This window comes from Pseudomonas sp. GW822-FHT04C11, assembly GCF_058800905.1.
In genome coordinates, this window is record NZ_JBXAMS010000003.1 from 363984 (window position 1) to 386042 (window position 22059).

At 59.8% G+C, this 22059-nt stretch carries 21 protein-coding genes and 1 pseudogene; 11 read left to right on the forward strand and 11 right to left on the reverse strand.

Annotation, left to right across the window (positions count from 1 at the left end; genetic code table 11):
* The first annotated feature begins 47 nt into the window (after window positions 1-47).
* The 3 genes from AC1RJ3_RS07220 (at window position 48) to fdhA (ending at window position 3146) form a co-directional block, all read left to right on the forward strand.
* On the forward strand, window positions 48-680 hold the full coding sequence (locus tag AC1RJ3_RS07220; RefSeq protein WP_054594368.1) for a sarcosine oxidase subunit gamma: 633 nt from the start codon (window positions 48-50) through the stop codon (window positions 678-680).
* Window positions 681-890: 210 nt separating this feature from the next.
* Window positions 891-1748, forward strand: a complete 858-nt coding sequence (purU, locus tag AC1RJ3_RS07225) for a formyltetrahydrofolate deformylase (RefSeq protein WP_054594367.1) — start codon at window positions 891-893, stop codon at window positions 1746-1748.
* Window positions 1749-1946: 198 nt separating this feature from the next.
* Window positions 1947-3146 carry a formaldehyde dehydrogenase, glutathione-independent gene (gene fdhA / locus AC1RJ3_RS07230; protein WP_019580688.1) on the forward strand — a complete coding sequence of 400 codons (1200 nt, stop codon included), beginning with the start codon at window positions 1947-1949 and terminating at the stop codon, window positions 3144-3146.
* Between the two features lie 217 nt (window positions 3147-3363).
* Here the strand turns inward: fdhA and AC1RJ3_RS07235 are convergent, their stop codons facing one another.
* Genes AC1RJ3_RS07235 through AC1RJ3_RS07245 form a run of 3 tightly spaced genes read right to left on the reverse strand, consistent with a single transcriptional unit; the run spans window position 3364 to window position 5315 of the window.
* Window positions 3364-4038: an anti-sigma factor gene (locus tag AC1RJ3_RS07235; protein WP_493078151.1), complete on the reverse strand. Its 675-nt coding sequence runs from the start codon at window positions 4036-4038 to the stop codon at window positions 3364-3366.
* Complete coding sequence (locus tag AC1RJ3_RS07240; RefSeq protein WP_493078153.1) at window positions 4035-4667, reverse strand: sigma-70 family RNA polymerase sigma factor; 633 nt, start codon at window positions 4665-4667, stop codon at window positions 4035-4037. The genes AC1RJ3_RS07235 and AC1RJ3_RS07240 overlap by 4 nt, the downstream gene beginning before the upstream one ends.
* 54 nt (window positions 4668-4721) lie before the next feature.
* Window positions 4722-5315 carry a fasciclin domain-containing protein gene (locus AC1RJ3_RS07245; protein WP_493078155.1) on the reverse strand — a complete coding sequence of 198 codons (594 nt, stop codon included), beginning with the start codon at window positions 5313-5315 and terminating at the stop codon, window positions 4722-4724.
* Between the two features lie 224 nt (window positions 5316-5539).
* On the opposite strand from AC1RJ3_RS07245, the gene AC1RJ3_RS07250 reads away from it, so the two are divergent.
* Window positions 5540-6103: a DUF2780 domain-containing protein gene (locus AC1RJ3_RS07250; RefSeq protein ID WP_493078157.1), complete on the forward strand. Its 564-nt coding sequence runs from the start codon at window positions 5540-5542 to the stop codon at window positions 6101-6103.
* On the opposite strand, the pseudogene AC1RJ3_RS07255 reads toward AC1RJ3_RS07250, so the two are convergent.
* A pseudogene (locus AC1RJ3_RS07255) lies at window positions 6062-6241 on the reverse strand (acyltransferase); the annotation flags it as partial. The gene AC1RJ3_RS07250 and the pseudogene AC1RJ3_RS07255 sit on opposite strands and share 42 nt — an antisense overlap.
* Before the next feature lie 74 nt (window positions 6242-6315).
* Here AC1RJ3_RS07255 and AC1RJ3_RS07260 point away from each other — a divergent pair.
* The gene (locus tag AC1RJ3_RS07260) at window positions 6316-6879 is read left to right on the forward strand and encodes a DUF2780 domain-containing protein (RefSeq protein WP_103315874.1); all 564 of its coding nucleotides are present in this window, start codon (window positions 6316-6318) and stop codon (window positions 6877-6879) included.
* On the opposite strand, the gene yihG is transcribed toward AC1RJ3_RS07260, so the two are convergent.
* Window positions 6838-7767, reverse strand: a complete 930-nt coding sequence (gene yihG, locus AC1RJ3_RS07265) for a 1-acylglycerol-3-phosphate O-acyltransferase, YihG family (protein ID WP_347928183.1) — start codon at window positions 7765-7767, stop codon at window positions 6838-6840. The genes AC1RJ3_RS07260 and yihG overlap by 42 nt on opposite strands.
* Window positions 7768-7929: 162 nt before the next feature.
* Here yihG and rloA2 point away from each other — a divergent pair, with 162 nt between their 5' ends.
* The 4 genes from rloA2 to creD all read left to right on the forward strand — a co-directional run bounded on the left by rloA2 (window position 7930) and on the right by creD (window position 12171).
* Entirely contained in the window at window positions 7930-8433 is a 504-nt protein-coding gene (gene rloA2, locus AC1RJ3_RS07270) for a retropepsin-like aspartic peptidase RloA2 (protein WP_054594360.1), read from the forward strand.
* Window positions 8434-8492: 59 nt separating this feature from the next.
* Window positions 8493-9173, forward strand: coding sequence for a two-component system response regulator CreB (gene creB / locus AC1RJ3_RS07275; RefSeq protein WP_493078160.1), 681 nt, complete (start codon window positions 8493-8495; stop codon window positions 9171-9173).
* On the forward strand, window positions 9173-10591 hold the full coding sequence (creC, locus tag AC1RJ3_RS07280) for a two-component system sensor histidine kinase CreC (RefSeq protein WP_493078162.1): 1419 nt from the start codon (window positions 9173-9175) through the stop codon (window positions 10589-10591). Before creB ends, creC begins: the two co-directional genes overlap by 1 nt.
* Before the next feature lie 218 nt (window positions 10592-10809).
* A complete protein-coding gene (gene creD, locus AC1RJ3_RS07285) occupies window positions 10810-12171 on the forward strand; it encodes a cell envelope integrity protein CreD (RefSeq protein WP_493078164.1) in 1362 nt (453 codons plus the stop codon).
* A 128-nt stretch (window positions 12172-12299) separates the two neighbouring features.
* On the opposite strand, the gene AC1RJ3_RS07290 is transcribed toward creD, so the two are convergent.
* The 3 genes from AC1RJ3_RS07290 to AC1RJ3_RS07300 form a co-directional block, all read right to left on the reverse strand.
* The gene (locus AC1RJ3_RS07290) at window positions 12300-12929 is read right to left on the reverse strand and encodes a glutathione S-transferase (protein WP_054594356.1); all 630 of its coding nucleotides are present in this window, start codon (window positions 12927-12929) and stop codon (window positions 12300-12302) included.
* Between the two features lie 214 nt (window positions 12930-13143).
* A complete protein-coding gene (locus tag AC1RJ3_RS07295) occupies window positions 13144-13851 on the reverse strand; it encodes a 3'-5' exonuclease (RefSeq protein WP_493078166.1) in 708 nt (235 codons plus the stop codon).
* Window positions 13848-15788 carry a putative nucleotidyltransferase substrate binding domain-containing protein gene (locus AC1RJ3_RS07300; RefSeq protein ID WP_493078168.1) on the reverse strand — a complete coding sequence of 647 codons (1941 nt, stop codon included), beginning with the start codon at window positions 15786-15788 and terminating at the stop codon, window positions 13848-13850. The genes AC1RJ3_RS07295 and AC1RJ3_RS07300 overlap by 4 nt, the downstream gene beginning before the upstream one ends.
* 252 nt (window positions 15789-16040) lie before the next feature.
* On the opposite strand from AC1RJ3_RS07300, the gene AC1RJ3_RS07305 reads away from it, so the two are divergent.
* Window positions 16041-16487 carry a response regulator gene (locus AC1RJ3_RS07305; RefSeq protein ID WP_054594354.1) on the forward strand — a complete coding sequence of 149 codons (447 nt, stop codon included), beginning with the start codon at window positions 16041-16043 and terminating at the stop codon, window positions 16485-16487.
* Window positions 16488-16569: 82 nt separating this feature from the next.
* Here AC1RJ3_RS07305 and AC1RJ3_RS07310 read toward each other — a convergent pair whose 3' ends face one another.
* The gene (locus AC1RJ3_RS07310; RefSeq protein WP_347928180.1) at window positions 16570-18747 is read right to left on the reverse strand and encodes a malate synthase G; all 2178 of its coding nucleotides are present in this window, start codon (window positions 18745-18747) and stop codon (window positions 16570-16572) included.
* A 474-nt stretch (window positions 18748-19221) separates the two neighbouring features.
* On the opposite strand from AC1RJ3_RS07310, the gene AC1RJ3_RS07315 reads away from it, so the two are divergent.
* Window positions 19222-19740, forward strand: coding sequence for a glycine cleavage system transcriptional repressor (locus AC1RJ3_RS07315; RefSeq protein ID WP_019693970.1), 519 nt, complete (start codon window positions 19222-19224; stop codon window positions 19738-19740).
* Between the two features lie 215 nt (window positions 19741-19955).
* Here AC1RJ3_RS07315 and rarD read toward each other — a convergent pair whose 3' ends face one another.
* Both rarD and AC1RJ3_RS07325 read right to left on the reverse strand, forming a co-directional pair.
* On the reverse strand, window positions 19956-20843 hold the full coding sequence (gene rarD, locus AC1RJ3_RS07320) for an EamA family transporter RarD (RefSeq protein ID WP_054594352.1): 888 nt from the start codon (window positions 20841-20843) through the stop codon (window positions 19956-19958).
* A gap of 192 nt (window positions 20844-21035) precedes the next feature.
* Window positions 21036-22010 carry a serine/threonine protein kinase gene (locus AC1RJ3_RS07325; RefSeq protein ID WP_019693968.1) on the reverse strand — a complete coding sequence of 325 codons (975 nt, stop codon included), beginning with the start codon at window positions 22008-22010 and terminating at the stop codon, window positions 21036-21038.
* Window positions 22011-22059: the final 49 nt, after the last annotated feature.

A 22059-nucleotide genomic window follows, 5' to 3' on the forward strand; every position in this document is an offset into this window, starting at 1 on the left:
ACGCTCGCCCCTCCGGGGGCGACGTACGAATTCAAGACAGGTGCTTTATGACCACAGCCAACGTTTACCAACAGCGCCCAACCACTGGGGCAAAGGCCGAGTCGTCGCTGCACCACGCGGGCCTGCAAAGCCTGGTGGGCAAGGGCCGTAAAAACGCCGGTGTCACCGTGCGTGAGAAAAAACTCCTGGGTCACCTGACCATTCGTGGCGATGCCCACAACCCGGCATTCGCCGCTGGCGTGCACAAGGCCTTGGGCCTTGAACTGCCGGTCGCGCTGACCGTGGTCGCCAAAGGCGAAACCAGCCTGCAATGGATGGGCCCGGATGAGTGGCTGCTGATCGTGCCTAGCGGCGAAGAGTTCGCCGCCGAGAAAAAACTGCGTGAAGCCCTGGGCGATTTGCATATCGCTATCGTCAACGTCAGCGGTGGCCAACAGATTCTTGAACTGAGCGGCCCGAAAGTCCGTGAAGTGCTGATGAAGTCCACCAGCTACGACGTGCACCCCAACAACTTCCCGGTGGGCAAGGCGGTGGGCACGGTGTTCGCCAAATCGCAACTGGTGATCCGCCACACCGCTGAAGACACCTGGGAACTGCTGATCCGTCGCAGCTTCTCGGATTACTGGTGGCTGTGGTTGCAGGACGCAGCGGCTGAGTATGGCCTTAGCGTCCAGGCCTGACACGGTTGGCTGGCGGGCTTGTTGTGGTGAGGGGGCTTGCCCCCGTTGGACCGCGAAGCGGGCCCAAAAAGGCTGACTGTGTTTACGCTGCAAAATCACGTTGGTGATTTTTGCGGCTGCTTCGCAACCGAACGGGGCGTTGCGGCGTTCCGGCAAGCCCCCTCGCCACACTGATGGGAACGATCAGTTCGCTACAGGAGTCACCGCATTATGAGCCGCGCACCAGACACATGGATTTTGACTGCCCATTGCCCAAGCGTCCTGGGCACGGTGGATGCGGTGACCCGCTTTTTGTTCGAACAGGGTTGCTACGTCACCGAGCACCACTCCTTCGATGATCGGCTGTCTGCACGTTTCTTCATTCGCGTGGAGTTCCGTCAGCCGTCGAGTTTCGACGAACAGGCATTCCGCACAGGCCTGGCCGAACGGACCGACGCGTTCGGCATGGTGTTCGAACTGACCCCGCCGCACCACCGGCCAAAAGTGGTGATCATGGTCTCCAAGGCTGATCACTGCCTCAACGATTTGCTCTATCGCCAGCGCATTGGCCAACTGGCGATGGATGTAGTCGCGGTGGTGTCCAACCACCCGGACCTCAAGCCGCTGGCCGACTGGCACGGGATTCCCTATTACCACTTCCCGCTCGACCCGAACGACAAGCCAGCACAAGAGCGGCAGGTCTGGCAGGTGATCGAAGAGTCCGGTGCAGAGCTGGTGGTGCTTGCGCGCTACATGCAAGTGCTGTCGCCGGAGCTGTGCCGCAAGCTCGACGGTAAAGCGATCAACATTCACCACTCGTTGCTGCCTGGTTTCAAAGGCGCCAAGCCGTATCACCAGGCCTACAACAAGGGCGTGAAACTGGTGGGCGCCACGGCGCACTACATCAACAACGACCTCGACGAAGGCCCGATCATCGCCCAGGGCGTGGAAGCGGTGGATCACAGCCATTACCCCGAAGACCTGATTGCCAAAGGCCGGGATATCGAGGGGCTGACGTTGGCCCGGGCAGTGGGTTATCACATTGAACGGCGGGTGTTTCTCAACGCCAACAGAACAGTAGTTCTTTAGATTTTTGGGGCCGCTTCGCGACCCATTCGCGAGCAAGCCCGCTCCCACAGGGAAACGCGGTCAAATGTGGGAGCGGGCTTGCTCGCGAAGAGGCCCTCCCAAACAACACAAAAGCACACAGGCAATACCCGAGCAATGAACGCGCCGCCGATTCCTGGCGACGCGACCGCTACATAAAAACAACAGCGAGGTGAAAGCATGTCTGGTAATCGTGGTGTGGTGTATCTCGGCGCAGGCAAGGTCGAAGTACAGAAAATCGACTATCCCAAAATGCAGGACCCGCGCGGCAGGAAGATCGAGCACGGCGTCATCCTGCGCGTGGTATCCACCAATATCTGTGGTTCCGACCAGCACATGGTACGTGGTCGCACCACGGCTCAAACCGGTCTGGTGCTGGGCCACGAGATCACGGGTGAAGTGATCGAGAAGGGCAGCGGTGTCGAGAACCTGCAGATCGGCGACTTGGTGTCGGTACCTTTCAACGTTGCCTGTGGCCGTTGCCGTTCGTGCAAAGAGCAACATACTGGCGTCTGCCTGAGCGTTAACCCGGCGCGTCCGGGTGGTGCCTATGGTTATGTCGACATGGGTGACTGGACCGGTGGCCAAGCCGAATACGCGTTTGTGCCGTATGCCGACTTCAACCTGCTGAAACTTCCAGATCGCGACCGGGCCATGGAAAAAATCCGTGACCTGACCTGTCTCTCCGACATCCTGCCCACCGGTTACCACGGCGCAGTGACTGCCGGCGTTGGCCCTGGCAGCACCGTGTACGTCGCCGGCGCCGGCCCGGTTGGCCTGGCAGCTGCCGCTTCCGCTCGCCTGCTGGGTGCTGCGGTGGTGATCATCGGTGACGTCAACCCGATCCGCCTGGCCCATGCCAAGGCTCAGGGTTTCGAAATCGCCGACCTGTCGACAGACACCCCGCTGCACGAACAAATCGCTGCACTGTTGGGCGAACCGGAAGTGGACTGCGCCGTCGACGCCGTAGGCTTCGAAGCTCGCGGTCACGGCCATGCCGGGGTGAAACACGAAGCACCGGCCACCGTACTCAACTCGCTGATGGGCGTGGTTCGGGTTGCCGGCAAAATCGGTATCCCTGGCCTGTACGTGACTGAAGATCCGGGCGCTGTCGACGCCGCCGCGAAAATGGGCAGCCTGAGCATCCGCTTCGGTCTGGGCTGGGCCAAATCCCACAGCTTCCACACCGGCCAGACCCCAGTCATGAAGTACAACCGCCAACTGATGCAGGCGATCATGTGGGACCGCATCAAGATTGCCGACATCGTGGGTGTCGAGGTCATCAGCCTCGACGACGCACCACGTGGTTACGGCGAATTCGATGCCGGCGTACCGAAGAAGTTTGTGATTGACCCGCACAAGTTGTTTAGCGCGGCGTAAGGCTTCACGCAAACAAAAACGGCGACCTTCGGTTCGCCGTTTTTTATGCTCGGAATACCAACCCTATGGCCCAACCCTGTGGCGAGGGAGCTTGCTCCCGCTGAGCTGCGAAGCAGCTCCAAAACCATTCACCTTGGTGTGTCAGTCAAAACATGTCAGTCGGTTTACGACTGCTTCGCAGCCGAGCGGGAGCAAGCTCCCTCGCCACAGTGGATGGCTACAACCCGGCCAATGCCCCCTGATACAACACCGGCCCGGTCGGTTGTCCGGTCGGCGAACCGCCTTCAGGCTCCAGGCTGACCGCCAGCGCTATCGGTTTACCCAACAGTGCATGCTGTTTCTCGCTCAACGCGACCCGGCCTTTGCCGCCGGCCGGGATCACGCCCAGGGAAATCGGTTTGCCGTCCGCTGGAACCGCCCACAATTCGAGGCTGTGTCCGGGGGCGACGGTGGCCAGGGCCAGCGGTTCGACTTGCAGATAATCGTCGTGAGCCTTGATTCGCAGGGCAGGCTGCGCGCTGGCGCTGAGCAAGGTGGCGCTGTACTGGCTGCTGTCACGGTTGTAGAGAATGCCCAGCGTCACAGCCACCAGCAGTGAGCAGACCGCAACTGTCACGCGCAACCAGTTCCAGAACGGACGTTTGGCCGGCATGTGCAGTTCTTGCGGTTCGATTCGCGCATTGATGGCTGTCCACACCCGATCGGGCACGGGCACTTCCACCAGCGGTTCGTTGAGGCTGGCCAGGCTTTCTTGCCACTTGGCCAGTTCGATGCGCAGTTCGGCGTCGTCCAGCAGTAGCTGTTCGAAGCGGCGGCGCGCGGCGGCGGGCATCAGGCCAATCGCGTAGTCGGCGGCGAGGGCACGGCGCAGGCTTCTGGATTGATAGTTCATGATTCAAGGCACCTGCGCAGGCGCTCCATGCCACGACGGATCCAGGACTTGACCGAGCCCAGGGGCGCCGCCAGATGATCGGCCAGTTCAGCGCCGGACAAGCCCTGAAAGTAGGCCACGGTGATCGATTGACGTTGCATGCCTTCAAGGGTCTCCAGGCAACGCTTCAGCGCGCTGGCTTCACGGTCGCTGCTGAGTAGCTCCTGTGCCGAGGGCGCTTCATCGACCAGCGCCTGTTCTTCCAGTTCGCTGAGGCGGCGGTCGCGGTGTTTGCGTAACTGGTCGATGGCCTGGTTGCGGGTGATGTTGATCATCCAGGTCATTGGCGCCGACAAATGCGCCTGGTAACGCGGGGCGTTGTTCCAGATGCGCACGAAGCTTTCCTGCAGCACTTCTTCGGCCAGGTCGCTGCGCCCCATGAAGCGCAGCGCCACGCCATGCAGGCGCGGTGCAACGCTGCGGTAGAGCGTTTCGAACGCACGGCGGTCACCCAGTGAACACTGGGCGAGCAGCTGTCTGAGCGGTTCGGCGTCGGCGCTGGAAATGACCGTTCTCCAAACATTCCCGGTGGGTATGCGCTGTCGGTTGCAGGCTGAGGTTAGTTCACGGCGCGTTGTTGTTCCATTCACGGCGACAGCCCTCAAGGCAATGCCGGCCCTGATCCACAGGGCCGGCGTCAGCGCTTAGCTTTTCGGCATCAGCACTTTGTCGATGACTTGAATCACGCCGTTGGATTGGTACACGTCATAGGTCGTGATGTCGGCGGTGGCGCCTTTTTCGTCCTTGAGGGTGATGTTGTGCGGGCCGTTCATCGTCACCCACAGCTTGCCGCCACTGACGGTGGTGAGTTCGGCTTTACCGCCGCCGGCCTTGATCTGCTGGGCCAGCGCCGCCATGTCGAGTTTGCCGGCGACCACGTGGTAGGTGAGGATGTGGCTCAGCGTGGCTTTGTTGGCGGGTTTGAGCAGGGTATCGACGGTGCCCGCGGGCAGGGCGGCGAACGCCGAGTTGACCGGTGCGAACACGGTGAACGGGCCTTTACCCTTGAGGGTATCGACCAGACCGGCGGCTTTTACCGCGGCGACCAGAGTGGTGTGATCCGCCGAGTTTACGGCGTTATCGATGATGTCCTTGCTCGGCATCATGGCTTGTCCGCCGACTATTACGGAGTTGTGGCTCATGTCTGCCGCATGCACGCTGTTGAGGGTCAAACCGCAGGTTACGGCCAGGCTCAGCAGGCTGGCGATCAACGGGGTTTTAATCGTAGTGCGCTTCATGGTGATTGTCCTAGTAGGGGAATCGGCCAGGAATGTCTGTCCGTGCTTGATATACGCAGAGGGTCAGAGATCGGATGCAGCGCAGGAAAAATATTTATCGGCTAGATTTCACGCACGCCGGTGCGGCGCACAATGGCCGGGAACAATTAATATCGCGACCAGTTAAACGGCTGGTTTCCGCCACCTGATTGCAGGTGGCTTTCAGGGTTCAGGAGTTGGTTTTGATGAAGATTTCCCGCAGTTTTGCTTTGGCTTCGCTCATGACGCTGGCGACCAGCCCGGTCTTCGCCGCAGGCTTCAGCCTGAACGATGTGGCCGGTGCCGTGTCCGGTATGCAGGGCAGCGACAAGACGGCTGCCGCTGCACCGACCCCGCAGGCAGCAGGTCTGTTGAGCGCGCTGAGTTCGCTGAACGTCACCCCGGAGCAGGCGATTGGTGGCACGGGAGCCATGTTGGGGCTGGCGAAGAATCAGCTGGGCGCGGCCGATTACTCCCAGTTGACCAATAAAGTGCCGGGTCTTGATCAGCTGTCGGGCAGCAATGCATTGGGCAGCCTGGGGGGCTTGAGCGGTTTGCTCAGTGGTTCGCCTGGTAAGTCGACAGGCCTGGACAGCGCCTTGGACAACGTCAAGAACACCAATGACCTGAACAATGCCTTCACCGCGTTGGGCATGGACAGCGGCATGATCGGCCAGTTTGCCCCGATCCTGCTGCAATACCTCGGTCAGCAGGGCGTTGGCGGTTCGCTACTCAACAGCCTCGGCGGGATCTGGGGCGCCGGCGGCTGATTCAACCTGCTCGGCGCGCAAGGCGTCGATGCATGAGCCCTTCTCGGTCCAGAGCTGGTTGACCCGGTTCTGGACGCTCTGGCGAAACACCGGATCGTTGCAGTGCTGAAAAAGGCTGGCGTCGCCACGGAACAATGCCTGACCCGTTCCGGTCAAACCAGCAGTTTTCCGCCCGCATTCGGGTGGCTTTCAGGGTTCAGGAGTTGGTTTCGATGAAGATTTCACGCGGTTTTGCTTTGGCTTCGCTCATGACCCTGGCGACCAGCCCGGTCTTCGCTGCCGGCTTCAGCCTGAACGATGTGGCGGGTGTCATGTCCGGCATGCAGGACGGCGACGAGACGGCGGCCACTGCATCGACCCCGCAGGCAACAGGCCTGTTGAGCGCGCTGAGTGTGCTGAACGTGACCCCGGAACAGGCCATCGGTGGCACGAGCGCGATGCTGGGTCTGGCGAAGAACCAGCTGAGCTCGACCGACTATTCACAGTTGACCAAAGACGCGCCGGGGTTGGGCATGCTGTCGGCTGGCGGTGGTCTGGGTATGCTTGGCGGACTGCTCGGTGGCTCGTCCGGCAAGTCGTCGCCTCTGGACAGCGTCCTGGGCAACCTGGATAACGTGAAGAACACCAATGACCTGAGCAGCGCCTTCAGCGCGCTGGGCATGGACGGCGGCATGATCGGCCAGTTCACCCCGATCCTGCTGCAATTCCTCGGTCAGCAGGGTGTCGGTGGTTCGCTACTCAATAGCCTTGGCGGGATCTGGGGCGCCGACGGCTGATTCAGTCCGCTCGGCGCGCAAGGCGTCGATGCGTAAGTCCTTCTCGGTCCAGAGCTGGTTGACCCAGTTCTGGACGCTCTGGCGAAACGCCGGATCGTTTTCGTAATCGCCCTGGCACAACGCCGGATCCAGCTCGCGGGTCTTGATGTCGATGATCACTCTTGGCACCGCACCGCTGATCAAATCCCAGAAACCCGGAATCTTCGCCTGTGGATACACCACAGTCACATCGAGCACCGCATCCAGCTGTTCACCCAACGCCGCCAATACAAACGCCACGCCGCCCGCCTTGGGTTTGAGTAAGTGCTTGAACGGCGATTGTTGTTCGGTGCGTTTGGCAGGCGTGAAGCGAGTGCCTTCCAGGTAATTGACCACGCTCACCGGTTGGCGTTTGAACAACTCGCAGGCAGCTTTGGTGATCTCCAGGTCCTTGCCGTGCAGTTCCGGGTGCCGGGCCAGGAAAGCTTTGCTGTAGCGCTTCATGAATGGGTAATCCAGTGCCCACCAGGCCAAGCCCAGAAACGGTACCCAGATCAGCTCTTTCTTCAGGAAGAACTTGAAGAACGGCGTGCGCCGGTTGAGCGTCTGGATCAGCGCCGGGATGTCGACCCAGGACTGGTGGTTGCTGATCACCAGGTAAGAGGTGTCGGCCCGCAGGCCTTCGCCGCCGCGAATGTCCCATTGTGTGGGGATGCACAGCGCGAAAATCAGCTTGTCGATTTCGGCCCAGGTCTCGGCGATCCACATCACCGCCGCGCTGGCGTCATCACGAAAGCGCCCCGGCAAGAGCAGTTTCAGCAGGGCAAACACCATCAACGGACCGAACAGGACCAGGGTGTTGAGTAACAGCAGCAAGGTGACTAAACAGCCGGTGAGCAGGCGGCGCATAAATAACTCTTGTAAGCGTTTGGGCGCGCAATGATAAGCAGCTTCGGCCCAGAGGCCAAATGCGGGTGGCGACGAATGTTTCACTTTTGTCTGGGTATGCTCGAACGATCATTACAACTGCGGTCTAAAATCCCGTCGTCCTACTCCCAGGGAATCCATTACGTGAAATCCATCCTCGCATTGTTAGCCCTTGTGGCCCTGCCGGTCATGGCAGCCGAGCCGACCCTTTATGGTCGTTATGAATACATCAAGCTGCCGGAAATCGGTGGCCAGGTCCTCAAGGCCAAAATGGATACCGGCGCGCTGACGGCATCCCTGTCGGCCAAGGACATCGAAACCTTCACCCGCGATGGCGAAGATTGGGTGCGCTTCCGTCTGGGTACCAAGGATGCGAGCAACAAGGTCTTCGAACACAAAGTCTTGCGCATCAGCAAAATCAAAAGCCGCGCCGACGAGGAAGATGAAAAAGACACGGCGGACGTCGCCAAGCGTCCGGTCGTCGAACTGGAACTGTGCCTGGGCAGCATCAAGCGCACGGTCGAGGTCAACCTGACCGACCGCAGCAGTTTCAATTACCCGCTGCTGATCGGTGCCAAGGCATTGCGTGAGTTTGGTGCGGCGGTGAACCCGGCCAGACGCTTTGTCGCGGATAAGCCTGACTGCTGATTGACGCCGAATCAGCCTTGGGGCACCGTTCGCCCACTTAATTGCCGGGCTTGGATGCCATGCCTCATATCCTGATTGTCGAAGACGAAGCGGCAATTGCCGATACGCTGATTTTTGCCTTGCAAGGCGAAGGCTTCACCACCACGTGGTTGAGCCTCGGCGCGGCGGCGCTCGAGCTTCAGCGCATGACACCTGCAGACTTGATCATTCTGGATATCGGGCTTCCGGATATCAGCGGCTTCGAGACCTGTAAACAGTTGCGGCGCTTCAGCGAAGTGCCGGTGATGTTCCTCAGTGCCCGCGACGGCGAGATCGATCGGGTTGTGGGGCTGGAGATCGGCGCCGACGATTACGTCGTCAAGCCATTCAGCCCTCGGGAAGTCGCGGCGCGAGTCCGGGCGATTCTCAAACGCATGGCGCCGCGCGCGGTGAACGAGTTGTCCAGCACAGTGTTCCAGGTCGACATTGATCGCGTGCAGATCAGCTATCGCGGTCAACCCCTGGGCCTGACCCGCCACGAATTCCGTCTGCTGCAGTGTTTACTGGAGCAACCCGAGCGAGTCTTCAGCCGCGAGCAGTTGCTCGATGCGCTGGGAGTCGCCGCCGATGCGGGTTACGAGCGCAGCATTGACAGCCACATCAAAAGCCTGCGCGCCAAGTTGCGTCTGGTGGCTGCCAGTGCGGAGCCGATCCAGACTCACCGTGGCCTCGGTTACAGCTACAGCCCGGGGAATAGCTGATGCCGTTGGGAATCCGGATTTTCCTGGTCTATGTACTGTTCATCGGCCTGACCGGTTACTTCGTGCTCAACACGGTGATGGAGGAAATCCGCCCAGGCGTTCGACAGTCCACCGAAGAAACGCTGGTGGACACCGCCAATCTGATGGCCGAAATCCTGCGCGACGACTTCAAGGCTGGCACCCTCAACCAGAATCGCTGGCCCGAGTTGCTCAAGGCTTACGGCGAGCGGCAGCCGGCGGCGACAATCTGGGGTTTGCCAAAAAATTCGGTCAACCACCGTATCTACGTCACCGATGCCAAGGGCATCGTGGTGTTGGACTCCAGCGGCGTAGCAGTGGGCCAGGACTATTCGCGCTGGAACGATGTGTACCTGACCTTGCGCGGCGAATACGGCGCACGTTCGACCCGCAGCATCGCTGACGATGCCACTTCTTCGGTGATGCACGTTGGCGCGCCGATCCGCGATAACGGGCAGATTATCGGCGTGGTCACCGTGGCCAAGCCCAACAGCTCATTGCAGCCTTACGTCGACCGCACCGAACGTCGATTGCTTTGGTACGGCGCCGGGTTGATCGGCCTCGGCTTGTTGTTCGGTGCGGCGTTGTCCTGGTGGCTGAGTGTCGCATTACGGCAGTTGACCGCTTATGCCCAGGCGGTCAGCGAAGGTCGACGGGCCGAGCTGCCGCACTATCGCGGCGCAGAGCTGGAGCAACTGGCCACGGCGGTGGAGCGCATGCGCACGCAACTGGAAGGCAAGGCTTACGTCGAACGATACGTGCATACACTGACCCATGAGCTGAAGAGCCCGTTAGCAGCGATTCGCGGTGCCGCCGAGTTGCTGCAAGGCGAGATGCCGGCAACACAACAACAGCGCTTTGTCCGCAATATCGACAGCGAAAGTGCGCGGATGCAGCAGTTGATCGAGCGCTTGTTGAACCTGGCGCAGGTCGAACAGCGCCAAGGGCTGGAAGAGCGTGTGCCGGTGCCGGTGGCGGCATTGGTCGATGAGTTGCTCAGCGGTCAGCATGCGCGCATCGAGCGCAAGCAGTTGAAGATCGAAAAGCAGATTTCAACCGATCTGGGTGTGCTGGGCGAGCCGTTCTTGCTGCGTCAGGCACTGGGCAATCTGTTGGAGAACGCTCTGGATTTCTCCCCGTCCCACGGCGTCTTGCGCTTCACCGCCGAACGGCATGCCGAGCAGGTCGAATTCAAACTGTTCAATCAGGCCGAACCGATTCCGGATTACGCCCTGGGGCGTTTGAGCGAACGCTTCTATTCACTGCCACGCCCGGACAGTGGACGTAAAAGTACCGGCCTTGGGCTTAACTTCGTTGAAGAAGTAGTCAAGTTGCATGGGGGTGAGTTGCATGTCTGCAATGTGCCGGGCGGCGTCGAGGTGACGCTGCGCTTATCGTAGCAGCTGGCGAAGCCTGCGTTCGGCTGCGCAGCAGTCGTGCATTGGATTTCGCGGTTGTTCAGGACGATTGCGTCGCCTGGATTGCGGCCGCTACGCAGCCGAACGCAGGCTTCGCCAGCTGCTACGGAATTGTGTTTTCCACACACTCTCCACATTTCCCCCATAAAACCCTCACAGCCATCTTCCAGACTCTCCCTCATTCGAACAGGGAGAGACCCATGAACCGCAGCTTGGCCATAAAACTTGGGGCAATTGCCCTTCTGATTGTGCTGTTGATGATCCCGTTGCTGATGATCGGCGGGGTGATTTTTGACCGCCAGCAACTGCGCAACGGTGTCCTTGAGGACATCGCCCGTAGTTCCAGCTACAGCCAGCAATTGAGCGGGCCGCTGATGGTGGTGCCGTATCGCAAGGTGGTCAGGACCTGGAAAACCAACGAAAAAACCAGCGAGCGTTATCAGGAAACGACTCAGGAACGGGGGCGACTGTATTTCCTTCCTGAACGTTTCGAACTCGATGGTCAGGTTCAAACCGAACTGCGCGCCCGTGGCATTTACGAGGCTCGGCTGTTTCACGCGGATAACCGGATCAGCGGGCACTTCTCTGTCCCGGAGCACTTGGGCATCAAGGAGGACTTTTCCGACTACCAGTTTGACCAGCCGTTCCTGGCCGTGGGCATCAGCGATATTCGTGGTATCGAAAACGCCTTGAAGCTTGAACTCGATGACCAACGCCTGGACTTTGTTCCGGGTACGCAAGTGGACTGGCTGGGCGAGGGCGTGCACGCCAGTCTGCCGGTGCTGGATGCGAACAAAGCCACAGAACTGGCCTTCGGTTTTGACCTGCGTCTGCAAGGCACTGGTCAGTTGCAGATCACCCCGGTAGGTAAAACCAGCAAAGTCAGTTTGAAAGCCAACTGGCCGCATCCAAGCTTTATCGGCAACTACCTGCCGGCCCAGCGTGAGATAAGTGCTGAAGGTTTCAGCGCCAATTGGCAGGCCTCGTTCTTTTCCACCAATCTGGAAGAGGCACTCAATAGCTGCTTGTCCCATTCCAGCTGTGAAGAGTTCAAAAGCCGCAGTTTCGGCGTCAGCTTCATCGACCCGGTGGATCAGTACCTCAAAAGCGATCGGGCGATCAAATACGCGCTGCTGTTTATCGTGTTGACCTTTGCCGGGTTCTTTCTCTTCGAAGTGCTGAAAAGCCTCGCGGTGCACCCGGTTCAATACGCCTTGGTGGGCGTGGCGCTGGCGTTCTTCTACCTGCTGTTGTTGTCACTCTCCGAGCACATCGGCTTTGCCCTGGCGTATCTGCTGTCGGCCGCTGCCTGCGTGTTGTTGATCGGTTTTTATGTTTGCCATGTGCTGCGCAGTGCGCGCCATGGGTTGAGTTTTTCGGCGGGATTGGCGGCGCTCTACGGTTTGCTTTACGGCTTGTTGAGTGCCGAGGATTACGCGCTGTTGATGGGCTCGCTGCTGTTGTTCGGCTTGCTGGGCGTGTTTATGGTGCTGACCCGTAAACTCGACTGGTACGGGATTGGCCAGGGCAGGATCGCCAAGCCAGAGGTGGTGTATGAGTAGGTCGCTGGGGTTGCGCGAGGATCAGTTGCAGGGTGAATGGTTGGCGATGCAGATTGCCGGGTTGTTTACGCTGGAGCAGGGTGATGTCCTCATCGGCAAGCCCTGCTCCCTCAGATCAGCCGGTGCTGCTAAACCTTCGGCACGGTTGCCAGCATCGACGGCCGCTGACTTACTTCGGCATACCAGGCGCTGAGTTGTGGATTGCTCTTGCGCCACTCCAGGTCCGGATGACGCAAATCCAGATATCCAAGGGCGCAGGCAACGCTGATGGCCGCGACGTCGAAATGGCTGGTCAGCTCGGCGATGGCGTCGGCTTCCAGCACCGCCAAGGCCCGGCGGATCTTGTCGCGCTGGGCGTCGAGCCACTGGTCCCAGTGTTTCTCCGGGGCGCGCAGGGCGAGTTCATAACGGATCAGCACCGCGGCGTCCATGATCCCGTCGGCCAGTGCGGCCAGGGTCAGGCGCCGCCAGCGCGCCGTGCCTTCACGAGGTATCAGCGGATTACCGACATGTTGCTGATCGAGGTATTCGAGGATCACCCGGCTGTCGTATAACACGTTACCGTCGTCCAGGCGCAGCGCCGGGATCTTGCCCAGCGGGTTGTCCTGGTTCAACGCCGCGTCGGGGCTGACCGGGGTCAGTTGGCTGTGCTGCAGCGCCACGCGGTCCAGTTGACCGGTTTCATGCAGCAGCACCATCACTTTGCGCACGTAAGGCGAAGCAGGGTTGTGGAACAAGGTCATGCTGGGGGCGGACATGGACATTCCTCGGCTGTATTCAGGGAGCATGGGGCAGAGATCTAGCCTAGTAAGTTCCGGCGCGGCTGGCGAGGGGTTTGATGGCGCCCATGAAATCGCCATCGCGGGCAAGCCTTGCTCCTACAGATTTCAGTATTGAGCACCAACCGTATTCAACCCACATTCCGTAGGAGCAAGGCTTGCCTGCGATGACGTCAGAACAGGCGCTGAACACCTAGAAGGAATGGCTTTGCTGCCGGCGTTTCCACTGGCTTAACCGCTGTTGCAGATTCAGTGGGCTGTGAATCTGCTGCATTCGCGCGCGGTTGAACAGGATCAACACTAACTCAGCCGTGGCCATGGCGTCGGCGCTGGCGTTATGGCGCTCGAAGACTTGCAGCTTGAACCACTTGATCCAGTCGTCCAGCCCGGCTTCGCGGATGTTTGCCTGTGGGCACAGCAGCGGTGCCACGTCGGCCACATCAAGGAAAGGATGCTGCAAGCGATAACCCAGGCTGTCCTTCAAGGCGCGACCGAGCATGTGCTGGTCGAACGGTGCATGAAACGCCAGCAACGGACTGTCACCGACAAACTCCAAGAAATCCAGCAACGCGTCCCGCGGATCGCTGCCAGCGGCAATCGCGCTTGGGCCCAGGCCATGAAGTAACACGCTAGGCCCGAGTTTGTGGCCGTTGCGCTGCAAGGTTCGCTCGAACTGCTGACTGAAATCGATCGCGCCGTCTTCGATCACCACGGCACCGATCGACAGCACCACGTCCTTGTTCAGGTTCAGCCCGGTGGTTTCCAGATCGACCACCACCCAGCGTTGCTCGCGCAGGCTGCATTCGCCCAGCGTCGGGGCGCTTGGCAGTTGGTCCAGGCGCTGTTGCTGCGCAGCGGTCAATGTCGGCCCGGCGGGGCGTAGCCAGGAAAACAGCTTCATAGCTGATACCGCAGGGCCAGGCTGCTTTGCAGGCGTTGAGCCTGGCGCAGGGACTCACGCAGGATTCGCCGGTCCAGATGATTCAAGCTGTCGGGATCGACCCGATTGGAATAGGGCAGGTTCTCACGGGTCTGTCGCTGATGCTGCTGCATGCGGGTTTGCTGGATGAAGTGATAGGCCTCTTCATAGGCCGCACCGTCCAGCGGGTCGATGACTTCTTTGGCCACCAGTTGACGAAAGCGCTCGAGGGTATTGTTGGTCCCGATGTCATGGGCCAGCGCCAATAGCCGAGCACCGTCGACAAACGGAGTCAGCCCTTGGACTTTCAGGTCGAGAGTGGCTTTTTCACCGTTCTTTTTCTCTAGCACAAACTCGCGGAAACGCCCGACAGGCGGCCGTTGGCGCAGGGCGTTCATGGCCAGCATGCGCTGGAACAGCCGATTGTCTGCCACCTGATCGAGAATCGCGCGGCGCAATTGCTCGCAGCCTTGCTCATCGCCCCAGACCACCCGAAGGTCGAAGTAAATGCTCGACCCGAGCAAATTCTCGGGCGTTGCTTCGCGGATAAACGCCGCGAAACGCCGCGCCCATTCGGCACGGGACAAACACAGCAGCGGGTTGCCAGCCATGATATTGCCCTTGCACAGCGTAAAGCCGCAGAGCGCCAGGCTCTGATTGATCTGCTGGGCAATCGGCAACAGCTTGCTGCGAATCTCGGCCGCCTGCACCGCATCGCGCGCTTCGAAGAGAATGCCGTTGTCCTGATCGGTGTGCAGTGTCTGCTCGCGGCGACCTTCGCTGCCGAAGCACAGCCAGCTGAACGGTATGCCGGGGTCGCCTTTATCGGCCAGCGTGAGCTCGATGACCCGGCACACGGTGTGATCGTTGAGCAAGGTGATGATGTGGGTGATTTGGGTCGAGGACGCGCCGTGGGCGAGCATGCGCTCGACCAGTTGGCCGATTTCGCCGCGCATCGCCACCAGGTTTTCCACCCGTGGCGCGCTGCGAATGGTGCGTGCCAAGTGCACCAGATCGACGCGTTGCAGGGAAAACAGGTCGCGTTCCGAGACTACACCGCACAACCGTTGGTCCTTGACCAGGCAGACGTGAGCGATGTGCCGCTCGGTCATGGCAATGGCCGCATCGAACGCGCTGTGGTCCGGCGTCAGGAAGAACGGCGCGTGGATCATGTGCCGGTCGATGGGCTGGTTGAAGTCACTGGTGCCATCGGCGACTACCTGACGCAAGTCGCGCAGGGTGAAAATTCCCAGCGGGGCTTTCTGCTCATCGACCACCACGATGCTGCCGACCTGCTGCTCGTGCATCAGGGTCACGGCTTCACGCAGTGGGGTCGCAGGGCTACAAGTCACGGGATGGCGCATGGCCAATTCGCCGAGGCGGGTATTGAGCGAGTATTGGGTGCCGAGGGTTTCCACGGCTTTTTGCTGGACCTGCTGATTGACCTGATCCAGCAGGCTGCTGACGCCGCGTAGGGCAAAGTCGCGAAACGTGCTGGAAAGGGCGAACAGCTTGATGAAGGCCTGCTTGTTCAGCTGTAGGCAAAAGGTGTCTTCGGCGGCCAGGTGCTCGGTGCGGGTTGCACGCTCGCCCAGCAGTGCGGCGAGGGGGAAACACTCGCCGGTGGTGATCTCGAAGGTAGTTTCGGTGCCACCCTTGGCCGTGTGCGGACGTTCGCCGACCACCCGGCCCTGTTTGACGATGTAAAAATGCTCAACCGGTCCGTCCGCAGGCTTGATGATGCTCTCGCCCGGGCCGTAGAAGCGCAGTTGGCATTGTTCGACCAGGTAGGCCAGGTGCGCGTGTTCCATCTGGTTGAACGGCGGGAAACGCTGAAGGAACTGCAAGGTGCCCTGGATGTTCTGCAGCACCGCTGTTTTCCCTGCCTGGGTGAAGGCATCCGCTTTACTCATAACCATTACCGCAGTCTTTTTCGATTTGTTGTTGTCGGAGTCACTGCCATGGTCGGCCCCTGCGTGAAGAGTGCCCATTGGACGTAAGTCTAGGTCGTGGTGCAGGAAGCGAAATTTCGGAAATACCCTACGCTAATAATGCGCAAAACCGCTGGGTAGCCCACTTGGAAAACTATTCGGCGAAGCGCACATTTAAGTTCTGCTTAGCGATGTCCGACCATGGTGCTAGGGGATTAATCTGAATATGTAGAGAGATTTATGTCCGACCACGATATTTTGAGCGATGCCGAACGTGAAGCGTTGAGTGCAGTCATGCACGAACCGGACTTGCCAGCACAACGTGTGCTGATTGTCGACGACGATAAGGACACGCGTGAGCTGCTTTCGGAAATTCTTGCGCTTGATGGCATCCGCAGCATGACGGCAGCCAGTGGCGAAAGCGCACTCAAACTGTTGGACTCGAACAAGTCGATCGGGTTGCTCATCACCGATCTGCGAATGCGTCACATCGATGGTCTGGAGCTGGTCCGTGAAGTGCGTGAGTCGGAACGGGCGGCATTGCCGATCATCATCGTTTCCGGTGACGCCAAAGCCCGGGATGTCATTGATGCCATGCACTTGAGCGTGGTGGATTTTCTGCTCAAACCCATCGATAGCAAAGAGCTGTTGGCATTGGTCAAGCATCAGCTGGGGATGGACATATGAGTCACTGAAAAGATCGCAGCCTGCTTCAAACAAAAAAGCCCTGATCTCTCGATCAGGGCTTTTTCATGTCGCTAACGCTTATTCACAGGCCATTGGCAGCCTTGAACTCGCGGCGACGACGGTGCAGGACCGGCTCGGTGTAGCCGTTCGGCTGCTTGGTGCCTTCGATCACCAGTTCGACCGCTGCCTGGAAGGCGATGTTGCTGTCGAAGTTCGGTGCCAGCGGACGGTACAGCGGGTCGTTGGCGTTCTGGCGGTCAACCACCGGCGCCATGCGCTTGAGGGTTTCCAGCACCTGGGCTTCGCTGACGATGCCATGACGCAGCCAGTTGGCGATGTGCTGGCTGGAGATACGCAGCGTTGCACGGTCTTCCATCAGGCCGACGTCGTTGATGTCCGGCACTTTTGAACAGCCCACGCCCTGGTCGATCCAGCGCACCACATAACCGAGGATGCCCTGGGCGTTGTTGTCCAGTTCATTCTGGATCTGTTCCGCTGTCCAGTTGGGATCGCTTGCCAGCGGGATGGTCAGGATGTCGTCCAGCGATGCGCGAGCGCGCTTGGCCAGTTCGGCCTGACGGGCGAACACGTCAACCTTGTGGTAATGCAGCGCGTGCAGCGCAGCGGCGGTCGGCGAAGGGACCCAGGCGGTGTTGGCACCGGCCAGCGGGTGAGCGATTTTCTGCTCGAGCATGGCAGCCATCAGGTCGGGCATCGCCCACATGCCTTTACCGATTTGCGCGCGACCTTGCAGGCCGGTGCTCAAACCGATGTCGACGTTCCAGTTTTCGTAGGCGCTGATCCACTTTTCAGCCTTCATGTCGGCCTTGCGCACCATCGCGCCGGCTTCCATGGACGTGTGGATTTCATCACCGGTACGGTCGAGGAAGCCGGTGTTGATGAAGACCACGCGCTCGCTGGCAGCCTTGATACAGGCCTTGAGGTTGACCGTGGTACGCCGCTCTTCGTCCATGATGCCGACTTTGAGGGTATTGCGCGGCAGCTCGAGCACGTCTTCGATGCGCCCGAACAGTTCGTTGGTGAACGCCGCTTCTTCCGGACCGTGCATTTTCGGTTTAACGATGTAGACCGAACCGGTACGGCTGTTCTTGCGGGTGGTGTTGCCGTTAAGGCTGTGCAGCGCCGCGAGGTTGGTGACCAGGCCGTCGAGGATACCTTCCGGTACTTCGTTGCCGTTCTTGTCGAGGATCGCGTCGATGGTCATCAAGTGGCCGACATTACGCACGAACAACAGCGAGCGGCCGTGCAGGCTCAGTTCGCTACCGTCGGGCGCGGTGTAGGTGCGGTCGGCGTTCATGGTGCGGGTAAAGGTCTTGCCACCCTTGGCGACTTCTTCCGACAGATCGCCTTTCATCAGGCCGAGCCAGTTGCGGTAGATCACCACTTTGTCATCGGCATCGACAGCGGCCACGGAGTCTTCGCAGTCCATGATGGTGGTCAGCGCGGCTTCCATCAGGACGTCTTTGACGCCGGCGGCGTCGGTCTGGCCGACCGGTGTGCTGGCGTCGATCTGGATTTCGAAATGCAGACCGTTGTTTTTCAGCAGGATCGCGGTCGGCGCCGCAGCATCGCCGTGGAAGCCGATCAGCTGTGCGTCGTTGCGCAAGCCAGTGTTGCTGCCGCCTTTAAGTGCGACCACCAATTTACGGTCAACGATTTTATAGCCGGTGGAATCGACGTGAGAGCCGGCAGCCAATGGCGCGGCTTCGTCGAGGAAGGCGCGGGCGAAGGCGATGACCTTGTCGCCGCGGACCTTGTTGTAGCCTTTGCCTTTTTCCGCACCGTCGGCCTCACTGATGGCATCAGTGCCATACAGGGCGTCGTATAACGAACCCCAGCGGGCGTTCGAAGCGTTGAGGGCGAAGCGGGCATTCATCACCGGAACCACCAGTTGTGGACCGGCCATACGGGCGATTTCGTCGTCGACGTTTTGCGTCGTTGCCTGGAAATCGGCCGCTTCTGGCAGCAGATAACCGATGTCTTGCAGGAAGGCTTTGTAGGCCACAGCGTCATGCGCTTGACCTGCACGGGACTGGTGCCAGGCATCGATTTTCGCCTGGAGGTCGTCGCGTTTGGCGAGTAGGGCTTTGTTCTTCGGCGCCAGGTCGTGAATGACCTTGTCGGCACCGGCCCAGAACTTGTCGGCGGTGAGGCCGGAACCGGGAATGGCTTCGTTGTTCACGAAGTCGAACAGGACTTTGGCGACCTGCAGGCCACCGACTTGAACGTGTTCAGTCATTGCTTGCCTCACTCTGCTCAGCTATTTCGCTTTTCAGCTCTTCAATTTGACAATGAAGCCTCTGGCCATTTAAACCACAAACCCCTCTACCAGTACATGCCATTGCTGGCGGCTGGGTGGTTCCAATCAACGGCGTAAAGCCTTGCTGACGGGGCTTTGAGGGTTGCGATGGCGCCTGGGCAGACATCGATCCAACGTTATGTAGTGCGCGCTGCGGCATACTACATGATGAATTGCGGTTGTGAAAATTAGACTAATTACGTCGTTTGGCGACCCGGTCAGGCTATCCGGTCACGCCGGGGGACAGGATGTTCTCAAAAAACTATTGGATTGTTCCAGATAAATCTAAAAACTTGTACACATAATATTGAATTCACTGCTATGGGGTTTTGATTTTTTTGCTGCCGCGCTGAATTGGGTCCCTTGCCTATACTTGCCTTTCTATAACAAAAGTCATGACAAGAGGGCTGCGCCATGGACCACCTCGTACTCACCGTATTCGCCCCGGACAAGCCCGGCCAGGTGGAACGCATCGCCCAATGCATTGCCGAGCATGGTGGTAACTGGCTGGAGAGTCGCATGTCACGGATGGCCGGGCAGTTTGCCGGGATCCTTCGGGTTGGCGTGCCAGCCGAGGGCTACGACGAACTGGTCGATGCACTTCAGGCGTTGTCCGCCCAAGGGATTCGGGTGCTGATCGCCGAAAGCAGTATCGAGCAATCCTGCACCTGGAAGCCGATTGCCATGGAGCTGGTCGGTAACGACCGACCAGGAATAGTCCGTGACATCACACGTTTGTTGAGTGAGCAGGGGGTCAACCTTGAGCGCTTGGTAACTGACGTGCGTCCGGCGCCGATGAGCAGTGAGCCGCTGTTCCACGCCGAAGCGATTCTTGCGGTACCGCTGACCCTTTCCCTGGACGTGCTGCAGTCGCGACTGGAGACCCTGGCCGATGATTTGATGGTGGAGTTGGTGCTGCGCAGCGAGCCATGAACGGGTTATCCAAGTAAAGCGTGCACCCGCCTGTGGATAACCTGTAGAGATACGTCGCCAGCCCACGCCGGCCGGGGCTCATCAGTGATTGATCAAAAAACCAGCAGTTTCAAGGGCTTGTGCACAAACGGCGGGGATCACGCTGTGGATAACCTTGGGAAGGATGCTTGCAGGCCACGTCGGTCGTGGCCTGCAACGGTTTGTACGTTTTTTGATCAGCGGCGGCGACGTAAACTCATCCAGGCGTCGACGCTGTAAACCGCCAGGCCTGCCCAGATAAACATGAAGGCCACCAGCGTGGTGGACGACAGGTGTTCGCCAAACAGCAGTACGGCTTGCAGCAGCACCAGCGTCGGTGCCAGGTATTGCAGGAAGCCGAGGGTGGTGTACGGCAGGTGCCGAGCAGCTGCGTTGAAACAGACCAGCGGCACCAGCGTTACCGGGCCGGCAGCGACCAGCCACCACGCTTCGGACGTAGTCCAGAACGCTGCTTGCGCGCTGGTAGCGGTTGGATTGAAGAGCAGCCAGGCAAGGGCAATCGGTACCAGCATCCAGGTTTCCACCACCAGCCCGGGCAATGCTTTGACCGGAGCCTGCTTGCGGATCAACCCGTAGAAGCCGAAGGTCAGCGCCAACACCAGCGACACCCAAGGCAGGCTGCCGACTTGCCAGACTTGCTGCGCGACGCCAACGGCGGCCAGCCCGACGGCGACCCACTGCAGGCGTCTCAAGCGTTCGCCAAGGATCAGCATGCCCAGCAGCACGTTCACCAGCGGGTTGATGTAGTAACCGAGGCTGGCCTCAAGCATGCGTCCGTTATTCACCGCCCAGACGTAGGTCAGCCAGTTGGCGGCAATCAATGTGCCGCTCAGCGCAAGGACTGCCAGCCGCCGTGGGTTCTCGCGCAGTTCACGCCACCAGCCCGGATGCTTCCAGACCATCAGCAGCAAGGCGCCGAACAGCGCTGACCAAAGTACCCGGTGGATGATGATTTCTACGGCAGGTACGTCAGCGATGGCTTTGAAATAGAGCGGGAATAATCCCCAGATGATGTAGGCACTCAGGCCCAATATGTACCCGCGACGCAGGTTGGCGGCTTGCATGCAGAATCCTTGCTTAGGCAGCTAACAAAGGGGGGATTGTAAGGAGATTTGACCGGGTGTGTCCCGTTCGCTTTGGTGTAGGAGCGAGGCTTGCCCGCGATGGACGATGACGCGGTCTGTCAGATTGACCGCGTCGTGCCCATCGCGGGCAAGAGCTAGGCGCCCCCCCGCTCCTACAGGGACCGTGGTGGATCAGAACAACTTCAACGGTTCTTCGTTGAGGGCCGCCAGTTGCTCACGCAATGCGAGCACCTGGTCGCCCCAATAACGTTCGGTGCCAAACCACGGAAAGCTGTGGGGGAACGCCGGGTCATCCCAACGACGGGCCAGCCACGCGCTGTAATGCATCAGGCGCAGGGCACGCAGTGGTTCGATCAGCGCCAGTTCACGGGGGTTGAAGTCGTGGAACTCGCTGTAGCCGTCCATCAGTTCCGACAACTGACCGAGACATTCCTGACGATCGCCGGCGAGCATCATCCACAGGTCCTGCACTGCCGGCCCCATTCGACAGTCGTCGAGGTCGACGATGTGGAACATCTCGTCACGGCACATCATGTTGCCGGGGTGGCAATCGCCGTGCATGCGGATGTTCTGGTGCGGCGTGTCTTTGTAGACCTCTTCCACACGCTTGAGCAGGTCGCGGGCGACTGACTCGTAAGCGGGCAGCAAGCTGCGCGGTATGAAGTTGCCTTCGAGCAAGGTGGTCAGCGAATCATGGCCGAAGTTTTTGACGCCCAACGCTTCGCGGTGTTCGAAGGGGCGGGTAGCGCCCACTGCGTGCAAGCGGCCAAGCAATTGCCCCAAACGGTAGAGCTGATCGAGATTGCCCGGCTCCGGCGCACGACCGCCCCGGCGCGGGAACAGGGTGAAGCGGAAGCCGGCGTGTTCGTGCAGGCTTTCACCGTTGTGAATCAACGGCGCAACGACAGGCACCTCGCACTCGGCGAGTTCGAAGGTGAAGCGGTGCTCTTCGAGAATGGCAGCGTTGGTCCAGCGTTGCGGACGGTAGAACTTGGCAATCAGCGGTTCGCCATCTTCGATGCCAACCTGATAGACACGGTTTTCATAGCTGTTGAGCGCAAGGACACGGGCGTCGCTGAGAAAGCCGATGCTTTCTACGGCGTCGAGCACCAGATCGGGGGTAAGTGTTTCAAACGGGTGAGACATGCTGACTCCTGCGCGCAGCAGGCTGCCGCGTCCGGCCAAACATGGTAGC